20 protein-coding genes are annotated in these 23923 nt (G+C 41.9%); 18 read left to right on the forward strand and 2 right to left on the reverse strand.

Annotation, left to right across the window (positions count from 1 at the left end; genetic code table 11):
- Window positions 1–237: 237 nt before the first annotated feature.
- The 9 genes from GKD17_RS21755 (at window position 238) to GKD17_RS21795 (ending at window position 12001) form a co-directional block, all read left to right on the forward strand.
- On the forward strand, window positions 238–1104 hold the full coding sequence (locus tag GKD17_RS21755; RefSeq protein ID WP_007833888.1) for a DUF3575 domain-containing protein: 867 nt from the start codon (window positions 238–240) through the stop codon (window positions 1102–1104).
- Window positions 1101–2027 carry a DUF5119 domain-containing protein gene (locus GKD17_RS21760; RefSeq protein ID WP_007833890.1) on the forward strand — a complete coding sequence of 309 codons (927 nt, stop codon included), beginning with the start codon at window positions 1101–1103 and terminating at the stop codon, window positions 2025–2027. Before GKD17_RS21755 ends, GKD17_RS21760 begins: the two co-directional genes overlap by 4 nt.
- Before the next feature lie 51 nt (window positions 2028–2078).
- Window positions 2079–3305, forward strand: a complete 1227-nt coding sequence (locus tag GKD17_RS21765) for a fimbrillin family protein (protein WP_007833891.1) — start codon at window positions 2079–2081, stop codon at window positions 3303–3305.
- Window positions 3306–3388: 83 nt separating this feature from the next.
- The gene (locus tag GKD17_RS21770) at window positions 3389–4372 is read left to right on the forward strand and encodes a fimbrillin family protein (protein ID WP_007833892.1); all 984 of its coding nucleotides are present in this window, start codon (window positions 3389–3391) and stop codon (window positions 4370–4372) included.
- Between the two features lie 26 nt (window positions 4373–4398).
- Window positions 4399–6108, forward strand: coding sequence for a fimbrillin family protein (locus tag GKD17_RS21775; RefSeq protein ID WP_032936033.1), 1710 nt, complete (start codon window positions 4399–4401; stop codon window positions 6106–6108).
- Window positions 6109–6995: 887 nt separating this feature from the next.
- A complete protein-coding gene (locus GKD17_RS21780; RefSeq protein ID WP_007833895.1) occupies window positions 6996–7505 on the forward strand; it encodes an RNA polymerase sigma-70 factor in 510 nt (169 codons plus the stop codon).
- Between the two features lie 69 nt (window positions 7506–7574).
- Window positions 7575–8378 (forward strand): FecR family protein, encoded by an 804-nt coding sequence (locus GKD17_RS21785; RefSeq protein ID WP_007833896.1) that lies wholly within the window; start codon window positions 7575–7577, stop codon window positions 8376–8378.
- Window positions 8375–11029, forward strand: coding sequence for a TonB-dependent receptor (locus GKD17_RS21790; RefSeq protein WP_007833899.1), 2655 nt, complete (start codon window positions 8375–8377; stop codon window positions 11027–11029). Before GKD17_RS21785 ends, GKD17_RS21790 begins: the two co-directional genes overlap by 4 nt.
- A 6-nt stretch (window positions 11030–11035) precedes the next feature.
- A complete protein-coding gene (locus tag GKD17_RS21795; RefSeq protein WP_007841477.1) occupies window positions 11036–12001 on the forward strand; it encodes a DUF4249 domain-containing protein in 966 nt (321 codons plus the stop codon).
- A gap of 164 nt (window positions 12002–12165) precedes the next feature.
- Here the strand turns inward: GKD17_RS21795 and pdxB are convergent, their stop codons facing one another.
- Window positions 12166–13191: a 4-phosphoerythronate dehydrogenase PdxB gene (gene pdxB / locus GKD17_RS21800; RefSeq protein ID WP_007833902.1), complete on the reverse strand. Its 1026-nt coding sequence runs from the start codon at window positions 13189–13191 to the stop codon at window positions 12166–12168.
- Window positions 13192–13295: 104 nt separating this feature from the next.
- Here pdxB and GKD17_RS21805 point away from each other — a divergent pair, with 104 nt between their 5' ends.
- The 9 genes from GKD17_RS21805 to GKD17_RS21845 all read left to right on the forward strand — a co-directional run bounded on the left by GKD17_RS21805 (window position 13296) and on the right by GKD17_RS21845 (window position 22049).
- A complete protein-coding gene (locus GKD17_RS21805) occupies window positions 13296–14327 on the forward strand; it encodes a glycosyltransferase family 9 protein (protein WP_032935922.1) in 1032 nt (343 codons plus the stop codon).
- A complete protein-coding gene (locus GKD17_RS21810) occupies window positions 14328–15251 on the forward strand; it encodes a lysophospholipid acyltransferase family protein (protein WP_007833904.1) in 924 nt (307 codons plus the stop codon).
- Window positions 15252–15253: 2 nt separating this feature from the next.
- Window positions 15254–16360, forward strand: a complete 1107-nt coding sequence (glf, locus tag GKD17_RS21815) for a UDP-galactopyranose mutase (protein ID WP_007833905.1) — start codon at window positions 15254–15256, stop codon at window positions 16358–16360.
- A gap of 83 nt (window positions 16361–16443) precedes the next feature.
- Window positions 16444–17160 carry a hypothetical protein gene (locus GKD17_RS21820; RefSeq protein WP_007833906.1) on the forward strand — a complete coding sequence of 239 codons (717 nt, stop codon included), beginning with the start codon at window positions 16444–16446 and terminating at the stop codon, window positions 17158–17160.
- A gap of 15 nt (window positions 17161–17175) precedes the next feature.
- Entirely contained in the window at window positions 17176–17928 is a 753-nt protein-coding gene (locus GKD17_RS21825) for a lipopolysaccharide kinase InaA family protein (RefSeq protein ID WP_007833907.1), read from the forward strand.
- A gap of 14 nt (window positions 17929–17942) precedes the next feature.
- Window positions 17943–18842, forward strand: coding sequence for a glycosyltransferase family 2 protein (locus GKD17_RS21830; RefSeq protein ID WP_007833908.1), 900 nt, complete (start codon window positions 17943–17945; stop codon window positions 18840–18842).
- A 227-nt stretch (window positions 18843–19069) separates the two neighbouring features.
- On the forward strand, window positions 19070–19981 hold the full coding sequence (locus GKD17_RS21835) for a glycosyltransferase family 2 protein (protein ID WP_007833909.1): 912 nt from the start codon (window positions 19070–19072) through the stop codon (window positions 19979–19981).
- On the forward strand, window positions 19981–20874 hold the full coding sequence (locus GKD17_RS21840) for a beta-1,6-N-acetylglucosaminyltransferase (protein ID WP_007833911.1): 894 nt from the start codon (window positions 19981–19983) through the stop codon (window positions 20872–20874). The genes GKD17_RS21835 and GKD17_RS21840 overlap by 1 nt, the downstream gene beginning before the upstream one ends.
- A complete protein-coding gene (locus GKD17_RS21845) occupies window positions 20871–22049 on the forward strand; it encodes a glycosyltransferase (protein WP_007833912.1) in 1179 nt (392 codons plus the stop codon). The genes GKD17_RS21840 and GKD17_RS21845 overlap by 4 nt, the downstream gene beginning before the upstream one ends.
- A 940-nt stretch (window positions 22050–22989) precedes the next feature.
- Here GKD17_RS21845 and GKD17_RS21850 read toward each other — a convergent pair.
- Window positions 22990–23922 (reverse strand): glycosyltransferase family 2 protein, encoded by a 933-nt coding sequence (locus GKD17_RS21850; RefSeq protein WP_007833915.1) that lies wholly within the window; start codon window positions 23920–23922, stop codon window positions 22990–22992.
- Window position 23923 lies beyond the last annotated feature (1 nt).

Raw genomic sequence — 23923 nt, forward strand, 5'->3', positions numbered from 1 at the left:
CATTCACTAAAAACAATATTTCCGGTTGATTTAATCGCACAAACCTACCAGATGTAAAACCGGTGAAGTGGAGGGAGTAAGAGTTTACGGCAATTGCCGCATAAGTGTTAATTTAACGCTTAACGAACTATTATCATAAATTAAATTGAATAAACTTTGCTGATTATCAAATTATTATTATAACTTTGCGATTATTCTAAAAAACGTTTGCCTATTAAGAACGTTTTTTGATTAGGAATGACAAAGTTATTTTATATACTCAGTTTGCTGATTATTAAAGTAGCAAGCAATTACATTAGTACACATTTATGGTCAGGTGAAAAAAAACTGAAGAAACGCGTATTATTGCAAACTTTGATTCTAACAGCCTGCTTCCTGCCCACTCATGGACAAGACAGTTTTTTATGTTTCCAAACAAATGTTCAAAAGAGTAATATCAGCATACACGAACAAAGAATGAAACATCCCGGGCATTCCCAAACCGCGTGTGTTCACTCTAAGCATATCGGCATTGGAAATGAAGATACCGGCAATGACCATGGAGCCGGAAAAACGAAATACAATAAGTCGGTTCCATTTCTCGCCCTGAAAACAAACATGCTGTTTGACATTGCTTTAATACCAAACATAGAAGTCGAAGTTCCCGTTGGCAAATGTTGGTCGCTCAACGGCGAATTGATGTTTCCGTGGTGGCTGTTTGATAACGACAAATACTGTATGCAAATATTATCCGGAGGACTGGAAACACGTTACTGGCTAGACAACAAGAAGAAACGAAATATCCTTACGGGGCACTTCGCCGGGCTGTATGCCGGAGGCGGAAAGTACGATTTGCAATGGAAAGAGAATGGCTATCAAGGAGAATTCTTCATTGCCGCAGGAATCAGCTACGGATATGCAAAACGCATTTCCCGAAATCTGCATTTGGAATTCAACCTCGGAATAGGAGTGCTGAGAACCTATTACAAACATTACCACGCCAACGATAACCATCAGACATTGTTGTGGCAAAACAACGGACGATATACATGGTTTGGTCCCACCAAAGCTAAAATCTCCCTTGCATGGATATTAAACCATAAAGTAAAAGGAGGTGTAAAATGAGAATGCGTTTTATCTTGCTTTCCTTTCTGCTTTTCATATCTTGCAATAGGCGCGAACTTACCTACTATGAAGTTGTGGGAGTCACCCTCATGGCAGACTGGAGCCAAGCCGGACTGGAGGGAGAAGACACCTATGGCGCGACGGCCGTTTTCTATCCCCAAAATGGAGGAGTGCCTCAAACCGTACTGATGGGCAACCGTACTCACGCCATCACCCGTTTGCCCAAAGGACATTATAACGTGATCTTATTCAACCGTTCATTCAGTGATTTCGGCGGCATTGCTTTCCGAGGAGAGAATGCTTTCCACACCTTCGAAGCGTATGCCAAACAAATAGAAAATCGTTCCGCAAGCGAAGTTAGCGTTACCTCACCCGAAAAGCTGGCAACCTGCGTCATCGAGGGATTTGAAGTGACGGACAACATAGAATGCTCACTGCACTTCACCCCTACCGAGCTGACAAGCACAGTGAAAGTGCAGATTAGCATAGACGGACTGAACAACATAAAAGATGCTACTTGCCGCCTTGGAGGCATCCACGCCTCCATATTGCTGCACAACGGCCAATGCGGTGAAAAGATGATTACACAGGAATTTTCCATAGGAAACCCGACCTTCCACGAAGGATCTTTCACCGACGGCACTCTTACAGGCGAAATCTGTGTTTTCGGATTTGACGAAGAAACCGACCACAGCATGAGCCTGAGTGCCAATCTAGTAGACGGAAAGACTAAGATAGAACAAAACTTCGATAAAGTGAGTATCTCAAAAGACACGGATGAAACAGGTGCCATCTACCTACATATAGAAGCAAAAACACCCGGACGAATACCTGATGTAGAACCTGAAAAAGATCCCAACTCCGGTTTCAATGCAGATGTAAACGACTGGGGGAAAGAAGAAAACACAGAATTGCCTTTGTAAAACAAAAGTATAATACTAATCAATAAAAAAATGAGAACAAAACATTTATTAATGGCGATAGCAACGTTGCTGGTGGCAGGTTGTTCGCAGAATGAAATTACGGAGGTCAGAACAGTCGGTAATCCAGCTGTCGGATTCGATGTCTACACGGGGGTGGCGACCAGAGGCACAGATGTTTCTACCACAACCATGCAAGGAACATGTGACGAGACCCATTATGGCGGTTTCGGCATTATGGGATATTACACAGGGAGTAAAAATTGGGATGAGGCTAAAGGAACCGTAACTCCATCTTTTATGTTCAATCAAAAAGTGACTTATGACACAAATGCAAATGAATGGACTTATTCCCCGACAAAGTATTGGCCGAACAACACGACAGACAAAGTGTCTTTCTTTGCCTATGCTCCTTATGAGAGCAATGTATCCGGAGGCCGTGTAGGAATCGTGACTTCCCAAATTGATGATACCGGCATACCTTCTATTGATTTCACATTGAAAGAAGCAACCAAAATTGATGAAATGGTAGACTTGGTTGTAGCTGAAGAATTAAACAAAACAGCACAAGATGAGGCCATACAATTCAACTTCAGGCATACACTTTCTAAAATAAATTTTAAAGCCAAATTAGGCGCTGACTATAGCGGATTGGACGGAACAAGCAGCTTCATCTATATCACTCACATGTGGATAATAGGCCAAAAGGGAGGGAGCCTGTCTTTTGATCAGACTAATAAATTAACCAACGAAAATTCTAAATTTTATACGAAGGCAACATGGAAAGACCTTCATTGGGACTATGAAAATGCTACAATCGCTGAAGGCGATTACAGCATCGAAAAGATCATGAAAATGGAAGAGAAGGAGATCACGGAAATATGGGCCGATGGTACGGAAAAATCCATTAAAGGCATCATTCTGAAAAAAGGGAACAAAGAAACTCCGGTAGATTTATTCAAAAAAGATCAATACCTGTACTTAATTCCAATCAACGATAATGCTGAAGAAGTTGCGGCAGACGGTGCCGGCGGATGTACAAGTGGCGATATTCAGATTGGCTTCCATTACGATATTGTATCCAAAACGGCAGATAGCAGCGATGACAATCCCAAATACGCAGTAAGCCATTTGGAAACAGCAGTTTCATTACCTGCCAATCACATGAAAAGAGGTAAATTTTACACATACACTTTCACTATTTCTCTGAAGGAAATAAAAGTAAGTGCGGCTAAAGTGAACGACTGGGGTAGCGTTACCGGTAATTTTGATGTAAATTAAATATTGCATAAGCCCGGATAAGGTTGAATGTCCTTCTCCGGGCACACCAACCGACAAATTGAAATTGACACATAAATAAAACAATGAGAAGATTAAGAAAGATACTCTTTTTTATAATCCTTTCGGCATGGACACTCACGTCTTGCGAAAAGGATACAGGCACAGAAACCGTAAATGTTCCCATAGGCTTCTCCAACAATGTAACGACCGCCACAAGGGCCAGCGATATAAACAACGACAATCTTACCTCCATCGGAGTATTTGCCAGTCTTACCCACGGCAACTTTGACGCAACAGTTTCCACCCCCAACTTCATGTACAATCAGCTGGTGGAAAAGAAAAACGGCACATGGCAATACACTCCCCTGAAGTATTGGCCAAACAATGATTCGGATAAAATCAGTTTCTTTGCCTATGCACCCCACAATGCCACGGGCGTTACGCCGAGCAACGCAATCCAAAAGGGTTATCCTTCATTCACTTACACTACACCCACAGCAGAAGCCGACCAGGTGGACCTGCTTGCCGCCACCCCCATTATAAACCAAAACGGGGGCAGTGTGGATTTCAAAATGCAACACGCACTTACCAAGGTGGTTTTCAATGTGAAAAGTAATGACGACATAACGGGAAAGGTAATCACAGCTTTCTCCATTACGGGAGCAAAAAGCGGGACACTGGCTTTTCATGTGCCGGCAAACGATGACGACAAGGGTTTCGGTTGGACTTATCCGTCAACGGTTACTGCCGAAACATTTACCGCTACCACAAAATCCCTGTCCGTACCGGATAAAAGTACTCCGGAGGAAGCTATGCTATGTACCTACTTCCTGCTCCCCACAAATATAGGAAACACATTCAACATCACCTATACATACATAGGAATCAAAGGAACGCAAACCGTCACGTTGACCAATCAGCCTTTACCCTCACTCGACAAATGGCTGTCGGGGGCTTTCGTGAGCTACACCATCGGCATAGACAAAAAAGTAGTCACTGCCACAACAGAAAGTCATCCCACATGGGGGAATGGCGGTCAGGGATCTGTGGACGGAACAATTAATTGAATCTGAAAGAAAAACTATATATACATATGAAATACTCTTTTATCGTCACGGTATTATGCGGCCTCCTTGTCATAGGTGGCGCATGTACGCACGAAAACGACCCAGAGGATGGCAAAAGAACTAACCAGACGCCCCTCATCGTGAAAGCCACGGCAAGCAATTTCAATCATCTCTCCATATCCGGCTCCCCCTTTGCACGTACTCCCTTGGAAGACGGAGCCGAAACGCAGTTTAGTGCAGGAGACGCCATCGGCATTTTCGCCGTTAAAAATAATGCGATAGCAGATGCCGTCAACAACATCAAACTGACTTATAAGAAAACAGGCATTGACACAGGTGAGTGGATTCCTCCTGCCGGCACTTCGCTCTATTGGAATGAAGGTATGGACTATATCGCGTACTATCCCTACAAGGAAGGTGTCACGATAGATACCGGTAAAACCATAGATGAAATCATGACCTCACTAGTGGACAACGAAAAGCTGAAACCCGGAGCGGATCAATCCGGTTCCGATGAATATACCGCCTGTGACCTGATGACCGCCGTAGGAAAGGTCAGCGAGGAAACCCTGACTTTTGAATTCGAGCATCGGTTCGCATTACTGATATTGAAGCCACAAGCGCATTTCAAATATGTTCCACCCGCGGATGCAGTCTTCACCTATCGCAACAATGGAACATTATCAGACCTGACTGTCGATGTCACAGCCAAAAACGTGAAACTGAACAATGTCACTCCCTGCAAAATGGACGACGGCAGTTTCCGTGCCATTGTCCTCCCCACCAAGACAGCGACAGCCATAGCCGGGAGCTATTCAATAACCGATGTATCAACTTCCGGCACAAGCACAGACAAAACACTGACCTACTCATTCACCCCCTCCACAGCGTTCACTGCAGGATGCTGCTACACCTTAGAGGTGAAAAGCCCGTTATCTGCCATAGAGAAAACACGGGAACTCACTCCCGGTGATTTTGTTTTTTTCACGGCAAACAATAAAATAGAGATTTTCCCCGGAGATGGAGTCTTTGAGGGCAACACAATCCCCGACTACAAAGATGCTGCAGGGATGGTAATTACTTGCGATCCGGAAAAAATGACCGATCCGGAATGCAATAAGAAAGGATGGACACATGCCTATGTGATGGGATTGGAAAACATAGGAGTGGCAAAATGGGGAGACAAGGTAGATGAACCCGATATCCCTAATATGACAACAAACGATTTACTGGAGAATAACATGAATGGCTATTCTGAAACGCAAGTAATATTGAATACTTATGATGATACTCAACTTAAGAATACATACAAAGCTTTTTTTAAGATAAAAGATTATCGGACGAAAAATAAAATACCGAATGACGAAAATATATGCAGTCCGTGGTTCATGCCGAGTATAGGTCAATGGTTCGATCTGCTCATAAATATAGGGGGAAAATCTCCGAGAACATTTGAAAGACAGTCTGCATACAGTTTAGAAACTCTGATATATGGAACCGAAACAAGAGAAAAAATAAGTAAACAATTAGCCAAAGCCGGAAGTACGTTGGGAGAAATTGTCGGCAACAGAAACATTTTCAGATGCACCACCGAATCCAATGTAGCGACAGATGCCTGGATTCTTATTTGGCACTTTGAGATGCTCGATGGCGTTTTTTGGGAAAGAGTAGCTGTCAAAACTTACAGCAAGCTTTCTGATTCCGGATATAACGTCCGTCCTTTCTTCGCTTTTTAACTATCAAAAACGTAACTTCGATATAAGAGTTATCGTATAACTGATTAATAATGAATTAATTCACAAATGTGCTAATATGCCAATGATCATGCGGAATAGAGCGCAGCCAATTGGCATATTAGCACATTGACACATTGGCAAATTATTCAAAACCATTCTGCAACGAGCGTACCAACGATGCCACCCGTGCATAAGGGGGGGCTTGTACCAGCTATCAGCCCGTCTGGTATTCTATTCCATAACCGCTTTATGCCCTTTAAGGCTCTGTTAAGGCGGATAGCCTGCCACAGCTTTGACATAAAGCCATGCTTTTAATGTGCCTTTTCTGGAGACTTCTCGGGAGAAAGATCCCATATCCCTTTTAATCGGTATGCAGATACTAAATTCCGAAGCCGGTACAGTGAACGCTAATCACATTAACTAAAGGCTGTTATCATACAGCCACCCCATTCCATCCATTATTCCACCTTAGTGAAAATGCCATTTCACTAAGGTGAACTACTTGCTTCACCCAGGTGAAAGAAGCGCTTCACCAAGGTGATATTTCGGATGCCGCCGGATAGAAACACAAATCCGCCTATGCTCTTGCCGGAAAACAGCTGCAGAAAAGACACACGCATGAAGAAAACCTGTTTCTGCCGGATGAAAAGCAAGCAGAAGCAGGACTACAAACCGTTTCAGTGGAATTCGAAAAGTATTCGCACGGCATTATATTGATTTACAACAAGATATGGTGACAGAATAAAATAATATAAAAGGGAAAAATGTTTTTTGTTCAAGATCGATATCCCTTACACTGACTATGAAATTAAAGACTTTTCACCTCGTATCGCTTGACTACCGAAAAAAAAGCCGTAAGTTTGCCTCTGTTTACATAAAAACGTAATATGAAACTATCGGCAAAGGAATTTGAATACCAATTTCGCTGTCTTTACCGTCCGCTGAATATGTATGCCCTGCGCTATACTGAAAATCTGGATGACGCAGAAGACATCGTCCAACAAGCCTTCTCTGATGTATGGGAAAAGCTTGTCGGAGGCACATCTATTCAAAATCTGAAAGCTTATATGTACCAAACTGTACGTAACCGCTCACTCACACTGGTAACCAACCGGCAAACACACTGTGAAACAACCGAACTGACAGACTTGGAAGATTTAACAGAAGAAGAACGCATCATCCGGTCAGAACGTGATGCTCGTTTATGGACAGCTATCGACCACCTTCCTACCGAACGGAAAAAGATCTTTCTGCTTTCCAAACGTGACGGCCTTACTTATCAGGAAATTGCCACCGAGCTGGGTATTTCTATAAAAACAGTCGAACATCAAATCAGTAAGGCACTGAAAACATTACGAGAAACAGCCATTAAAATATATACTTTTTTCTTCGGATAAAAAAATCGGCAAGCGAATAGGGGGATTTTGTCTTTTCCCTGTCTTAACAATAAAAAGAAAAAAGATCGCATGGAGAAAGAAGAAAAAGATATTCGTTTTGTAGCCCGGTTCTATCGGGAAAACAGGCTGGACACGACACAAGCCTGGCAAAAACTAGGTATCGGCAAACAGAAAAATAATTCTATCTTATTATATAGACTAATAACTATCGCCGCTGTCACTTTCCTGATAGCCGGATTCAGTTGGTGGTGGATATACGACAGGCAAGATTGGATTGTCATTGCCTCATCCGCACACGCTGTCAAAGAAGTCACGCTTCCGGATAACAGCCATATTACGCTGGCAGAGAATTCGGCCTTACAGTATGACCGCTTGGCATACGGCAAAAAAAACAGGAACGTCACTTTAAACGGAAAAGCATATTTTTCAGTCACACATCAAGAACAATGTCCCTTCAGGGTACAGACCGAACTGGCAAACATACAAGTACTAGGTACGCAATTCCAAGTAACGGCAAATGCAAATCAAACTTCGGCAACCGTAGAGTCTGGAAAAGTCCGTTTTTATAACAAAGAACAAAAAGAAGCTATCCTGACAAAAGGCATGTATGCTTTCATTAACCAAAAAGGACAAATGCAAATAGAAAAGCAAAGTGATCCCAACACTTTTGCATGGAAGACTCACGTGTTTGTTTATAATGAAGCCCCCTTGAAAAAGGTAGTAAAAGAACTAGAAGAAGTCTATAAGGTCCATATCGGCGGAATTCCACAAAAAGAGTACTATTTGACCACGACCTTTGACAATACTCCGATAGAAGACATAATTGAAATCATAAACCAAACACTAGATACAAAACTAGACATAACCCAATGATGCAATTCCATTCTAAATTTTCTTTTCTTCTGCTCCTTTGCCTCATGCACATTTGCATTGAGGCAAAAGGAACAGAACATGACGAACCCCTCGTAACATTAGATATGAAACAAACCCCCATCCGTAAAGTTTTAGCAGAAATCACCCGGCAGACAGGTGTAACCTTTTCGTATGAATCCTCTTTAACAAAACATCTGTTACCGATAGATATAACAATAACCGCCCAGCCGTTATCCCACTGTTTGCGCATTCTGTTTCAAAAACTGTCCGTAGAATATATACAATCAGGCAAATACATCATCCTCAAGAAAAAACAGAAAAACATTGTAATCAGCGGCTTCATACGAGACAAATCCTCCTCAGAGTCCCTTATAGGCGCCTCCATCTATGATGCTAAAAGCCATCAAGGAACAACCAGCAACGCCGACGGCTTTTTCAGCCTGACCCTGGAAGCCGGAAACGATGTATACCTGAACATCTCCTATGTAGGTTATGACAGTTTCCACCGTTCATTCATACAATTGGAACAAGACACGCTGCTTCCGGTTCTGCTGAACAGCCACCAGCAATTAGCCGAAGTAGTAGTGACCGGAGAATATACCTCTTCTCCATTAGTCCAAACATCCGATATGGGACATACCCGTCTCAACAAAGACCTGATCCAACAAACCCCGGTATTATTCGGAGAAGCTGATATTATAAAAACCCTACAGACCTTGCCGGGTGTATCGGCAGGCACAGCCGGATTGGCAGGAATGTATGTGCGGGGCGGTAATGGAGACGACAATCTTTATATGATAGAAGGGAATCCGTTATACCAGATCAACCATGTGGGCGGTCTGTTTTCCTCCTTCAACGCCGAAGCCGTAAAGGATGTAGAATTCTTTAAGTCCGCCTTCCCCGCCCGTTACGGAGGAAGACTGTCCAGCGTAGTCGATATCCATACAAAGGATGGCAACATGAAAGAATATCACGGAAGCGCCATGCTGGGACTGACCTCAGGCAGCCTGAATCTGGAAGGTCCGTTGGTCAAAGACCGGACCTCATTCAACTTTGCATTACGCCGTTCATGGATTGACGCGCTTTCGGCCCCAACCATCGCCATCTGGAACGCTACCAGAAATAAAGGAGAAACCCAAATAGTGGCACGATACGCTTTTACCGACATGAACTTTAAACTCAACCACCAGTTCAATGACCGCAGCCGCGGATATGCCGGTCTTTACTGGGGAAACGATTTTTTGAAGGGAGGAGAAAAAAGAGAAGGTGACAACGGATATGAAAGCAGAAACACCGGCAGACTGCGATGGGGAAACATCATGGCATTTACCGGCTGGTCATACGTATTCAACAACCAACTCTTCGGTAATGTGAATGCCGCCTTTACCCACTACTCTTCCACCTTGAAAGGAGACTACTACCAAGGAACAGAAGCCAACTACGTATCACAGGAAAGTTCAACCCAGAACCGCATTGACGACCTCAGCATACGAGCCAATTTCGATTTCCGCCCCAATGCTTCCCATCAGTTGCATTTCGGCACTCATTATATTTACCACCGTTTTCATCCCGTAGACGAAAAATCGTATTTTTCCAATGGTATGACCACCCAGACCAGACAAAACAACGACACTGCCCTACCTGCACATGAATTAGGCATATATATGGAAGAAGACTGGAAAATGAACAAAAGAATACGTTTGAACGCCGGGATTCACCTCGGACTATACACCATTGACGGGAAAACGTACACTTCTCTGGAACCCCGTTTTTCCAGTCGTTTCCTGATCAATCCGCAACTCAGTCTCAAAGCCTCTTATACCCGGATGAGCCAATATGTACATCAAGTCAATGAAAGCTACATCAACCTGCCCACAGACACATGGATACCGGTCAGCCGCAAGCTGAAACCGATGCAGAGCGACCAACTGGCTGTAGGAGCTTATTACACCACCGGCAACAAAATCTACTCTTTCTCCATAGAAGGATATTATAAATGGATGAAACATCTGATGGACTATAAAGACAACTACCAGTTTCTCCCTCCTTCCACCAGCTGGGAAGATAAACTGACTCAAGGAAAAGGACGTTCTTACGGCGTAGAACTTATTGCCCGCAAAGAAAAAGGAAAAATAACCGGATGGGCAGGTTATACTCTAAGCTGGAATGACAGACAGTTCACTGAGATAAATAAAGGCAAGCGTTTTCCTGCCAAATTCGACAACCGGCATAAATTCAATATAATAGCCAATTGGAAAATCAAGCCCAAACTGGAGTTGACCGGAAGCTGGACCTACGCAACCGGTAACCGGCTCACGGTTTCTTTCGAAAACTACCAGGCCGTTTCTCCCCAACATCCGTTTCCGGGAGGCAGCCTGGTTCCTCCTTATATAGATTCAGGCGGATTAGACTATTATACGGAACGTAATAATTTCCAACTTCCCGCCTATCACAGACTCGACTTGGGCATCAATATTTACCGGCCAAAGAAAAAGAACCGGATGGGAATATGGAATATCAGCATCTACAATGTCTATTCCTACATGGCACCCGTCAGCATACGCAAAGGATGGTGGTATAATAACGACTGCTTCTATACCCTGGGCATAGTTCCCATTATACCATCAGTTTCTTACACTTATAAATTTTAAATGATTATGAAACATCTGCTATATACATTACTTCTCGGAGTGTTCCTTACCTCCTGTTATCGAAAAATAGATTTGGACGAATATCGCACTACGCCCAAAATGGTAATAAACAGTGTAGTATCCCCCGACACAGTGGTAATGGCCTCCATCACCCGGACCTGGTTCTATCCAGACAAGAAGCCTTATGTCAATCTCCCTCACGCCCATGTGGAGCTCTATATCAACAATCAATACATAGAAACCATGCAATGGAAAACACTGAATAATCCCCGGAACCCAGACCAGCCGGATACCTTATTCCTTTCAAATACAATCCCGGCAGAAGGAGACCGGATAAAAATTGTTGCATCCACCCCCGAATATGGTACAGTAACGGCAGAAGATATCATACCAAAGAAAGTACCTATAAAAAACGCCAGTCATACAATAAAAAAAGGTAACGGAGTTTATCAAGGAACAATTTCCGACTATTTTGAAATATACTATGAAGTCACGTTTGATGAATTTCCGGAAAAGAACAATTATTATCTGGCCAAAATCACACAAATAAAAACGGGCTATTACGGTTACTACGAAACAAAAATAGATTATATAGATCCTGTATTCAAGGAACAGGATGCCATATTGGACGAAAGTATGGCATTCAACGGATTGGAAAAAAGAGGAGGAGCCCTCTTTACCGACCAAAGCATTAACGGACAAACCTATACTTTACAAATAAAAGAGACAACGGCAGAGTTAGACGAAACAGAACAAAGAATCATTTCCATCTATTCCCTTTCCGAATCCTACTTTTTATACCTGTTGTCCTTACAAAAAATTGCCGGAAGCACGTTAGAAGGAGGCTTGGGTAACATTGGACTAGCCGAACCTCTACGGGTTTACAGCAATGTGGAGGGAGGAACCGGCATTCTGGGCGGCAACCAACATTCGGAAACAACTATAACATTGAATAACCCATCTAAAAAATAATTGATTATGGATACATTACAACAAGCTCCCGCCTTATGGTATTGGAGCGAACCCGCATCGGGATACAGCATTGAAGATTGCGAACAGATTGTAGCAGAAGAGATGCAAACAGCAAAAGCAGACTAAAAGTTCTGGCCACCGTAGGGGTACATTGAAATGTCCCCCTACGGTAAAAAAGAAATTTCACGCCTCAATGGATAATTCCCCCGCAAATGTTCAAATTCTTCGGGATGCCGTTTCAATGCATCACTGTCACGAGTCGGATCATACACCTGTAGAAAAGCCTCTTCCGGATCAGAAGAATAATCCATATACGGCAAAGCGGGCGGTACTATTTTAAAATCAGCCTGTATATGGAAGAAGTTACAAAGCTCCTCCAATGCCATCCGTGTAGCATTCGACTTTCCGTCAGCTGAATACCCTGCTATATGAGGGGTTCCCAAAAAAACTTTCTGCAACAAATCCGGGTGAATATCCGGTTCATTTTCCCACGTATCAATAACCGCATCACGTATCCGGCCTGTCTTCAGCGCATCAAGCAAAGCCAATGTCTCCATTACTTCTCCACGAGAAGTATTCACAATAAAAGGTTTCCGCTGCAAACCGACAAAGAAATCCGCATCCGCCAGATGGAACGTTTTATATTTCCCATTCCTGTTCAGCGGAGTATGAAAGGTTATTATATCACATTCCCGTGCCAGCACAGACAAATCCACAAATCCTGTTTCCCCCCGGTCCGCACGTGGAGGATCATTCAGCAAGACCCGCATCCCCAATGCCTCCGCCATACGTTGGATACGGCTTCCCACATGTCCTACCCCAACAATACCCAGACAGCTTTCTTCCAATCTCACCCCCTTCCGGCGTTTCAACAATAATAATACCGAATGCAGGTACTGCTCCACACTGCCGGCATTACAACCGGGACAATTTTTCCATACAATTCCCGCCTCATCACAATAGTCCACATCAATATGATCAAAGCCGATGGTTGCAGTAGCAATGAATTTCACCTTGCTTCCTTCCAGCAGTTCGCGGTTACAACGGGTACGGGTACGGATCACCAATGCGTCAGCATCCCGTACATCCCCGACGGTAAAACCACTGCCGGGCAAATACACCACTTCATCGGCTATCTGTTCGACAGCTTCATGTATATAAGGTATTTTATTATCTACAATTATTTTCATCTTTCAAAAACTTGCTTGGGAACAAAGGTAGACACTTTTACCGAATAATAATTGGCTGATTAGAAAACTTTGCATAGATTTGTACATTCAATAAAACAGCTGTTATGTCCAAGATTCTTGTAATCTGCTTTTCATCCATCAATAATGTGGCAATGGCAATCCCGGTCATTCACTCATTGGCTACGCAATATGCCCAGCATCAAATCATGGTGCTGAGCATAGACACATTCTCCCCCTTATTCGAGAATGTGCCGGACAATGTTATTTTCCGTGGAGCAGATTTCAGAGGAGAACATGCCGGATTAATGGGTTTGGGATGGCTGTACAATGATTTAAAAGAAGAAAAATTTGATGCCGTAGCCGCTTTCCAGCCCACATTCCGCAGCCGTTTTCTTTGCTGGCGTTTTCGTCTGGCAGGCATAAAAGCAGCCCACATCAAGCAGAACAGGCGGGAACTGCAAAAACTGATATGGCGGAAACATAAAATATATACAGAGCAAGACTCCTTTTTTCAGCGCTGTGCCCATACGCTCAATCAGATAGGTTACCCCATCCGGTTAAGTTTCCTCTCCCTTTTCGGAAAGAATAAAGGCAATATTTCCAGCCTGGCGCCGTTAACCGGTGAGAAGAACCAAGAAACATGGATTGGAATCGCTCCCTTTGCAACACATGTAGGCAAAATCTATCCGTTGTCAAAGCAAGAGCAGATCCTCAAACATTTATCTGCACGCGACCATACAAAAATCTTCTTATTCGGAGGCGGAAAAAAAGAAATCAAAGTATTGGAAGAATGGGCCCAACATTTCCCCAATGTCATCTCAACAGCCGGCAAACTAACCATAAATATGGAATTGGCCCTCATGAGCAATATGGACGTCATGCTGGTAATGGATGCCGCCAATATGCACCTTGCATCACTAGTGAACATCCCGGTTGTGTCCATTTGGGGGGCAACGCATCCCTGTGCAGGCTTTGCAGGATGGAATCAGTCTGCGGCAAACATAATACAGATAGACCTGCCCTGCCGTCCTTGTTCCTTATCCGGAGAAAAGCACTGTTATAGAAAAGATTATGCCTGTCTGCAAGGCATAACTCCCGAAATGGTAATAGAACACATAAACAAAGTCATCAGTTAAATGAAACAAATAAATCTCATATATTATTCCGTTTTCTTTTTGTGGTATTTGCTTTCGCTTCTACCCTTACGATTCTTATATTTCATATCCGATCTTCTTTTTTATCCGCTCTATTATTGCATCCGCTACAGACGTAAAATCATACGCAATAATTTATCGAACTCATTCCCCGAAAAAGATTTAAAAGAGATTGTCCAAATCGAGAAACAATTTTACTCTTTCTTTTGCGACTATATAGTAGAAACGCTCAAGTTATTCTCCATTTCAAAAAAACAACTGATGAGAAGAATGACTTTTGAAGGACTGGACGAGATAGTGGAAAACATGAACAAAAAGAACAAAGACTTCTGTTTTATCTATTTAGGGCATTATTGCAACTGGGAATGGATTGCATCCTTGCCTTATTGGATTTCCAAAGACATATCCTGCGGACAAATCTATCATCCACTGTACAATCAGGCTTTCGACAAACTATTTCTAAGATTACGCAACCAGTTCGGAGGCGAATGCATCCCCATGAAAACGACTTTGCGCCGCATCATTGAATTGAAACGGACAAAGCAAAAGGCAATTATCGGATTTATTTCGGACCAAGCACCCAAGTGGAACAGCATACATCACTGGACTGAATTTCTAAACCAAGAAACACCGGTTTTCATCGGTACGGAGAAAATAGGCAAGCAAGTGGACGCCTTGATTTATTATGCTGACATAACACGGGTCAAAAGAGGATACTACCACTGCCGGCTCAAACCATTGTGCGATACCCCCCGGCAAGTACCCGATTTTGAATTGACCGATTTGTTTACCCGAGAATTGGAACAAACAATAAAAGCGCATCCCCAATATTGGCTCTGGAGCCATAACCGCTGGAAAAGAACTAAAGAAGAGTGGCTGCGCAGACAACAGGAAGAAACTAAGTGATTATGGAAAAATATGATTATTTGATAGTAGGTGCCGGTTTGTTCGGCGCCGTTTTTGCCCACGAGGCAAAACGAGTAGATAAACATTGCCTGGTAATTGACAAGCGCAATCATCGCGGAGGCAATATCTACTGTGAAGATATAGAGGGCATCCATGTACATAAATATGGTGCACATATCTTCCATACCGACAATAAAGAAGTGTGGGACTATGTAAACAGCTTTGTCGAATTCAACCGATACACCAACTCCCCTTTGGCTTACTTTGACGGGAAATTATACAATCTTCCCTTCAACATGAACACTTTTTATCAGCTGTGGGGAGTAAAGACCCCGGCGGAAGCCAAGGCCAAGATAGAAGAGCAACGTAAAGAATTTGACCATATCACCACCCCCGCCAACCTGGAGGAGCAAGCATTAAAGCTATGTGGAAAAGACATTTACCATCGCCTTATCAAAGGTTATACAGAGAAACAATGGGGACGTTCCGCCAAAGAATTACCGGCATTCATCATCAAACGTATTCCTTTCCGTTTCATTTATGACAACAACTATTTCAATGACAGCTACCAAGGAATCCCCAAAGGCGGATACAACGCCCTTATCGATGCGTTACTGGAAGGAACCGAGGTTCGTCTCAACACCAATTATTTCAGCAACCGCAATGAACTGGACGCATTGGCAGACAATATCCTGTTCACCGGATGCATAGACCAGTTCTTCGATTACCAATGCGGACATCTGGAATACAGAAGCCTGCGCTTTGAACATAAACAGCTGGAAACAGAGGATTTCCAAGGCAACGCAGTAGTCAATTATACAGAACGTGAGGTACCCTATACCCGAATCATTGAGCACAAGCACTTTGAATTCGGCACACAGCCCACCACTGTAATCACGTATGAATATCCCGATGATTTCGCGCCGGGCAAAGAACCTTACTATCCGATAAACGACAAGCGGAACACCGAAATGATGAGCCAATATAAAAAACTGGCCTCTGAGCGGAAAGACGTTTTATTCGGAGGCCGTCTGGCACAATACGCATACGCCGACATGGACGATACCGTAGCCGCTGCCCTCGCCTTATGCAAAAAGACATTTAAATAAAAGGAAATCCTTGGACTCCCCAAGGTTTTCCGCTAAATTTGCATGATATTCCTAAATTGACAAACAATATAGATAACAAACCAATGAAGTGCCTTCATATCATAACACCCGTAAAAGATTCGATTGACTCCACGCTTGAAACCGTAAAAGCAATCATGGAATCGGATATTTTGGTTCCTTTCACTTACACTGTCTATAACGATTTCAGCACGGAAGAAAATACCCATCGGCTGGAAGAGGCCGCCCGTCAATGGAATTTTCGTCTGGTCAACTTATCAGACCTGACCGACCACCCCTCTCCCAACTATCTACTGGTGTTACAAACAGCACAAAAAGAAGCCATCGAAGCAGATGCAGGATTGCTGATTGTGGAATCGGATGTTATTGTCAAAAAAAACACATTGCAATCACTATACAATGGAGCATTGCAACAGAAACAATGCGGAATTGCAGCAGCTGTGACAACCGATGAAAAAGGCATAATCAATTACCCCTACCTACACGCCAAGGGACACGAGAATCAAGTGTACCCGGAAAAAAAGCATTGCAGCTTCTGCTGTTCACTACTCACCCCCGGACTGCTGAAAGCATTTGACTTTCAGACATTAGACCCAAGCAAGAACTGGTATGATGTGACCATCTCGCACGAGTCACTGAAACGAGGTTTCCAAAACTACCTGTTCACCACGTTGCCCGTATGGCACAGGCCCCATAGCAGCCGTCCGTGGAAACAACTGAAATACAAGAATCCTTTAAAATATTACTGGTTGAAATATACCAAAGGACTAGACAAAATTTAACACTATTATAATGATATGAGCAAGACAGAGCGTTTGTTTCATCCCCGCACCTTAGTGATTCACCCTGATTTCAAAAATCTGGAAGAATTTATAGTATCCATTCCCGAACGTTTCCAAAGGAATGAAGGTACTGTTATTCACCAAGGGCGCAATGAATTGCGGAAAATGGAATACAATGGCAAAGAATATGTTATCAAATCCTTTCACAGCCCCCACCTTATCAACCGGTTTGTATATGGCATATTTCGTCCATCCAAGGCAAAACGCTCTTACGACCATGCAGAAATGCTGCTGAAAATAGGTGTAGGCACCCCGCAACCGGTGGGATATATGAATATACGTTCAGGGCTGCTGTTCGATAAAAGTTATTATATCAGCCTCCTCTCCACCTGCCCCTACATTTACGACAACCTGTTCACACAGCAATTTGACTACGCCGAGGAAGTATTCCGCGCCATAGGCAAAGTGACCGCCCGTCTTCACGAACACGGATACGCCCACAAAGACTACGGACGTGCCAACATCCTGTTTCAGAAAACTCCCAATGGCATAACAATAGAAATTGTCGATTTGAACCGGATGTACATCGGCCCCATAGATATGAAGACCGGCTGCAAAAACTTTGAACGCCTGCCGGCAACTCCACAAATGCACCGATGGATGGCAGAAGAATACGCCAAGACACGGAACTTTGATGTGGAAAAATGCTTTGAGCTCATGAGAGCCTATAGAAGCGTACAGCCGGGAAAAATAGATAACCTTTACTAAAAACTAAATGCATCATGAACATTATAGCCGTAGTTGTAACCTACAACCGAATGGAACTTCTGAAAAGAAATATTCGTTGTCTGCAACAAAACAAGCCGATATCTTCCATTGTAATAGTAAATAACGGAAGCACGGACGGTACAACGGAATGGCTTGCCGCACAGGAAGGGCTGACAGTAATCAATCAGACCAATGTGGGCGGTGCGGGAGGATTCTATACAGGCATACAATACGCTTATCAGGCGGGTGCCGACTGGATTTGGTGCATGGATGACGATGTATTTCCGCGGGCCGACTGTCTGGAACAACTCTTGCCGTATACCGACAAGAAAGATATCGGCATACTGGCCCCTCGCAGGTTGCTCGAAGGAGAAATATTCACCCATGACTTCCAGGCATACAACCTGAGCAATCCTTTTGTATCCATGTACAGCAAGAAACTGGCAGGACGGCACATCACCTCACCGACAGAAATTACGGGAACAGCTTTCGAAGGTCCGTTCATCCGCCGCGAAGTCGTTGAGAAGATAGGTCTTCCCAATAAAGACCTTTTCATTTTCTGTGATGATACAGATTACTGTCTCCGCACCATACGGGCAGGGTACAAAATACTCTATATACCTGATGCCCTGATGGATAAAGAGAAATTCTTCTCCAACGACACATGGAATGAGCGAAGCAAGAAGAAAAAGTGGAAACGCTTTTATCAGATCCGTAATTCAACTTATTTAAACCATCACTACGGACGCAACATAGCAGTGAAATATCTTCGCGGCTTCAACGGAGTAATGGGATATATTTTCATCGCGTTGTTCACCAGTCCGTTTGCAAAAGCCTATCAATGGAAAGATATACCCCGATTATGGAAAGCCTATTGCGACGGAATACATGAAAAACTTGGAATTATGAGTTAAAAAACGGCAACGCTCTTACCAGTTAATGTTTCATAATAAACTAGCATTTATATACTATATTTACAGAAAAAGAGTAAATTTGTTATATAATTAAATATCAGAATATTATGAGAAAACTAAGGATTACGTTATCTATTATAATGAGTTCAGAATAAAACAAATTCTTTTGACAATAGTATTAATTATCTCTAATATGACAGGTAGAAATCAATAATCATTGGTTATTTATGAGCAATTTATTACTATCCAAAATAGGGCACGTTATATCCGAATTTCCTTTGGCTTTTAAACAAACGAAAGAAGTCAAATTATTCATGACATTGCTGGTAAAAAACGAAGAAGGGATGCTGGAAGAGAATCTACAGTTCCATAAAGCGATGGGAGTGGACGGGTTTATCATTACTGATAATAACTCCACAGACTCAACTCCGGACATTATCCGTAAATACAAACAAAAAGGGTGGATTAAAGAAGTGATAGAAGAAAAGGCTACCAACTATGAACAAAAGGACTGGGTAGACCGTATGATTTGGAAAGCCAAAACCATTTATAAGGCCGACTGGATTATCAATGCCGATGCCGACGAATTATGGTATGCCCCTACCGGCAATTTGAAAGATGAATTATATGCCACCAATGCCAATGTGCTGAATTGTGAAATGAGAAGTGTCTATCCTGAAGAAGAAAAGCCCTTTTGGCAATGGGATAAGACTGTAAAAGCGGTAACCGAACCTGAAAAATATGACTTGTCACTCTATTCGCTGTTTGAGCGTCAGAACAAAAAAGTCATTCACCGGACTGCCGGTTACCTGCAAATTTCAATGGGAAACCATAAAGTAACCATGTTCCCACAAAACTCTGCCGACAGCCATATCCATGTATATCATTACAATATACGCGGCAAGCAGCAGTTTATGGAAAAGATGATAAATGGCGGCAAGCAACTGGAGCAACACAAGGGCAAACACGGAGGTCGCCACTGGCGCTACTTCTATCAGTTACATAAAGAAGGAAAACTAGAGGCTGAATATGAACGTGTTATCGGCAGTGCTTATTTTGAAGCACTTCGCAAAGACGGATTCATTATTCCGGATGTAACGATTCCTAATTTCTTTAAAAGATTAAAACCTGATATATAATGAAACATGCATTTCTGATTATCGCCCACAATGAATATCCGGTACTGGAGGTACTACTTTCCATGTTGGACGATGAACGTAATGACATTTATTTGCATATTGACAAACGGGCTACAGAACTGTTTCAGCAAATAAAAAAAGTCAAAATGCAGAAAGCCGGCTTTTATTTAATAGAAAATCCCATCGAAGTATATTGGGGTGATATCAGCCAAGTACAAGTAGAATATCTTCTCTTTGAAACGGCCTTATCACACGGTTCCTATGCTTATTATCATTTATTATCCGGAACGGATTTGCCCATAAAAAGCCAAGATTACATTCATGCTTTTTTCCAGCAGAATGCCGGTAAAGAATTTGTAGGCTTTTGGCAGGATGCCGCTCATCAGCGTGATTTGGAGCGCAAAGTATTCCGATACTATTTTTTTACAAAAAGGTTAAAAGATAAGGAACATCTGTTACATGGAATTACAGCATTAATCCGAAACCTCATATTAGCAGTACAGAAAATAAGCCATTATCGCAGAAAACAAACTTTTGAATTCAAAAAAGGAGGAAATTGGATAAGTATTACCGAAAACGCAGTCAAGTATCTATTACAATACAAAGAGATTGTATTAAATCGTATGAAATATACACTTTGCGCAGATGAAATATTCATTCAAACTATTTTATGGAACTCTCCTTTTCGAGAAAGAATGCATTGTACGAACAATGCCAATACCGGTAGTATGCGGGAAATTGACTGGGAGCATGGCAGCCCCTATATATGGCAGGACCATGATTATCAAACGCTTATTAACTCTAATAAAATATTTGCACGGAAATTCAATTCAAACCAGATGGGAATTGTCTACAAGATTCAAAAATTATATTTAAAACAAGTTCCCAAATGAATATACTATTTTATACTACCAATGAAGTTGCGCCACAATACGGAGGTGTTGAAAGAGTTACTGCTAATATTGCAAATGCATTAACTACTTTTTATAATGTGAACTGTTACTCTGCCTATAAATACAACATTGACAAATCCTTTATTAAACAGCAATTCGTTAATACAATTAAAATCAATTCTTATCACAATCTCAATAATTTAATCCAATTTATAGAACAAAATAAAATTGACGTCATTATTAATCAAGGAGAGCATAAGTTAACTAAGAGTTTAAGACTTGCTTTAAACCAGTCTCAAAATAAAAAATGCAAGCTAATGTTTGCACTCCACGTAAGTCCTGCCACGGAGATTAATTTCATCACCTTAGATAATCCTAAAAAAGAACTAAAAGAAGGAAAGAACATTAGGAAAAACATCAGCAAATTTTTATCCTTTCCATATCAAAAGATAAGAAAAATAATAAAACTACCTATTTTATATAGAGAGTCATATCATTTTGCCGATAAGGTTATCTTATTATCCTCTCATTTCAAAAAGCCGTTTCTAGAATACTCTCATTTGAAAGATGATAGTAAAATAAGAATAATCCATAATGCTCTTTCATTCCACTCTTTCTATGATTTAGCCAACTATAATCACAAAAAGAAAGAAGTACTTATTGTATCCAGACTGGAAGAAGAACCTAAAAGAATTTCTCTGGCTTTAAAGATTTGGAAGGAAATTGAAACAGACCATACTCTATCCGAATGGAAGCTAAAAATAGTAGGACATGGGAAAATGGAAAGCTGGTACAAAAGTCTAGTCATACATTATGGCTTACAACGTGTCTTTTTTGAAGGGACAAAAAATCCGGAACCTTATTATAATGAAGCTTCTATTTTTATGATGACCTCATCTTTTGAAGGATGGGGGCTGACATTAACCGAGGCACAACAATATGGTTGCGTTCCTTTAGCTTTTCATAGTTTTGCTTCATTGACAGACATAATAACAGATAAAGTCAATGGGTTTGCTATCCCCAATGATGATATATCACTATATATTAAACAGATAAAGCTATTGATGACAGATGAAAAGCTACGTAAATCAATGTCTGCCAACGCTATTGAAAGTAGCAAGCAATTTTCCATCGAAATTATCATAAAGAAATGGATGGAAGTGATCAATGAATAATCACACTTTTATTTTTATCATACCAAATCAAAATTCTAATAATTCCATGCTCTCTTATATGCAATTACAAGATAATCAGTGCTATCCAAAATAAAATTTCATACCGTCTTAACATTATCCCCCCCTTCAAAAAGTCCTGGCTTCCTTTAGGATTCACCTGAAAAATCAAGGGGAGAACCTTTGTTCTTAAAGTATCATTTTATTCTTTGGATAACATCTGAAAGTATTCTTAATATATCAGCTCACTAGAAAGTTCGGAACATTTATACCCTCATGCCCTCACTACATTTTAAAACAGAATTTCGCATAACCTACTTACTGTCAGTTATATATTCTTTCCTGTAAGCTGTTCCGACTTGATATAAAGTATGGCATTTTCAGACTTTTTCCTTGCAAAAGTGCAATAAAGAGTGTGTACTTTCACAGAATGACGGATAACGAAGGCATGGCAACGGTGAAAAAGATCAAAACGTTTAAAAGAATTCGTTATCTTTCCTTCAAAATAAGACAATCAATACAGGCTATCTATAAATTCTTCCAATTGCATAAGCTTTTTCTATCTCCAGATTAAACCTTTTTATATGCATCTATTCTATCTCCATAAGCTTTGGAGTTATCTCCCAAGACTATGGAGTTAACTCCAAAGGCTTGCGGAGATAAAACAAACAGGAAGAAAGCCCTTAACCATACAGCAAGAAATGTTTAGGGATGCGGATAAGATATTTTAAGGATGAATCTGATTTTAAAACCACACAATTCCTTACGGATGAAAAAACTCCCCAATGTCCTTCTTTAAAAAAGTGAAACAATATATGACAGGAAGATATACATCTGACTATACATACAGGACAGAAATATGAAGTGAGGGCATATATGCACCCAAACTTTTTATGAAAATACAGGCACTCTTGAGAAATCGCAAGCGGCTGCATAAATGAAATTAAGAGAACAACCTAAAATTCCTGAAAAACGTAGTAAAGGCCGCCCTTTTATTAAATCTTCCCAAAGCCATAGATACCCCCCACAAACCACATATATTATAATGTTTATGCAATGAAATACGAAGGATGGTATGGATATAGCATTGCAATGCATTAATCAGCTCCGGATCATCCACATAATCGGAAAACATATTCCTCATCCATCTCAAGAAAAGAATAGTAGCGTGCAATTTATCTTTGTCATGACCGGCAGAATTACTGATGTTTGCACCTTCAACATTCCTCCAACATACAGGCTGCCCCGGCAAAGAAATAACACCCCCCGCATGACGGGCAAAAGCAGCCCACGTAGCATCATCCGAACACCAAGCCATAGGAAAATGAACAAAACCACCTGCCGACTGCCATATCTCCCGACTGAACACGTACTCTACGGCAGCCGAATCTATCTTTCCCTGTAACTTATCTAGCAGCAGCCGGTAACAAGACACACTTCCTTCTTCCAAAGGACGATTGGCACGTATCCGCTTGTTTTCACCATCAATGACAGCTAATGGAAAACGAAAGAAATATCCTCGCTGATGGTGTGGGCGCGACAAAGCCTCCATGACACGTTCCACACCATCAGCCGGCATCAAATCATCATCCGAGAAAAGCCAGATAAACGGCTCTGCAGACAGCCAGATACACCTCTCCCAATGGGCCACCAAATCTTTGCCCCCCATATTTTCGCTAAAGCGATGATACACCAGATTTACCTTATTCTGATAAGATTCCACAATCTTATCCAATCTTTCAGGACTTGCATCATCACCTATATATAACACGAACTCATCTTTATGGGCCTGAACTGCAATTGAGTCGAGCGTTTCCTTAAGGAAACGCCCCTTGTAGGCGGGAATAACAATTGCCAATTTCTTTATTTGCTCCACT

This window comes from Phocaeicola dorei (assembly GCF_013009555.1).
GTDB lineage: Bacteria > Bacteroidota > Bacteroidia > Bacteroidales > Bacteroidaceae > Phocaeicola > Phocaeicola dorei.

Bases quoted from the DNA above. Each gene is read 5' to 3' on its own strand.
- GKD17_RS21760 (WP_007833890.1), top strand. From the start codon at position 1,101: ATGAGAATGCGTTTTATCTTGCTTTCCTTTCTGCTTTTCATATCTTGC.
- GKD17_RS21795 (WP_007841477.1), top strand. From the start codon at position 11,036: ATGAAACATCTGCTATATACATTACTTCTCGGAGTGTTCCTTACCTCC.
- pdxB (WP_007833902.1), bottom strand. From the start codon at position 13,191: ATGAAAATAATTGTAGATAATAAAATACCTTATATACATGAAGCTGTC.
- GKD17_RS21810 (WP_007833904.1), top strand. From the start codon at position 14,328: ATGAAACAAATAAATCTCATATATTATTCCGTTTTCTTTTTGTGGTAT.
- GKD17_RS21790 (WP_007833899.1), top strand. From the start codon at position 8,375: ATGATGCAATTCCATTCTAAATTTTCTTTTCTTCTGCTCCTTTGCCTC.
- GKD17_RS21770 (WP_007833892.1), top strand. From the start codon at position 3,389: ATGAGAAGATTAAGAAAGATACTCTTTTTTATAATCCTTTCGGCATGG.
- GKD17_RS21845 (WP_007833912.1), top strand. From the start codon at position 20,871: ATGAATATACTATTTTATACTACCAATGAAGTTGCGCCACAATACGGA.
- GKD17_RS21835 (WP_007833909.1), top strand. From the start codon at position 19,070: ATGAGCAATTTATTACTATCCAAAATAGGGCACGTTATATCCGAATTT.
- GKD17_RS21820 (WP_007833906.1), top strand. From the start codon at position 16,444: ATGAAGTGCCTTCATATCATAACACCCGTAAAAGATTCGATTGACTCC.
- GKD17_RS21805 (WP_032935922.1), top strand. From the start codon at position 13,296: ATGTCCAAGATTCTTGTAATCTGCTTTTCATCCATCAATAATGTGGCA.
- GKD17_RS21830 (WP_007833908.1), top strand. From the start codon at position 17,943: ATGAACATTATAGCCGTAGTTGTAACCTACAACCGAATGGAACTTCTG.
- GKD17_RS21755 (WP_007833888.1), top strand. From the start codon at position 238: ATGACAAAGTTATTTTATATACTCAGTTTGCTGATTATTAAAGTAGCA.
- glf (WP_007833905.1), top strand. From the start codon at position 15,254: ATGGAAAAATATGATTATTTGATAGTAGGTGCCGGTTTGTTCGGCGCC.
- GKD17_RS21785 (WP_007833896.1), top strand. From the start codon at position 7,575: ATGGAGAAAGAAGAAAAAGATATTCGTTTTGTAGCCCGGTTCTATCGG.
- GKD17_RS21780 (WP_007833895.1), top strand. From the start codon at position 6,996: ATGAAACTATCGGCAAAGGAATTTGAATACCAATTTCGCTGTCTTTAC.
- GKD17_RS21825 (WP_007833907.1), top strand. From the start codon at position 17,176: ATGAGCAAGACAGAGCGTTTGTTTCATCCCCGCACCTTAGTGATTCAC.
- GKD17_RS21765 (WP_007833891.1), top strand. From the start codon at position 2,079: ATGGCGATAGCAACGTTGCTGGTGGCAGGTTGTTCGCAGAATGAAATT.
- GKD17_RS21840 (WP_007833911.1), top strand. From the start codon at position 19,981: ATGAAACATGCATTTCTGATTATCGCCCACAATGAATATCCGGTACTG.
- GKD17_RS21775 (WP_032936033.1), top strand. From the start codon at position 4,399: ATGAAATACTCTTTTATCGTCACGGTATTATGCGGCCTCCTTGTCATA.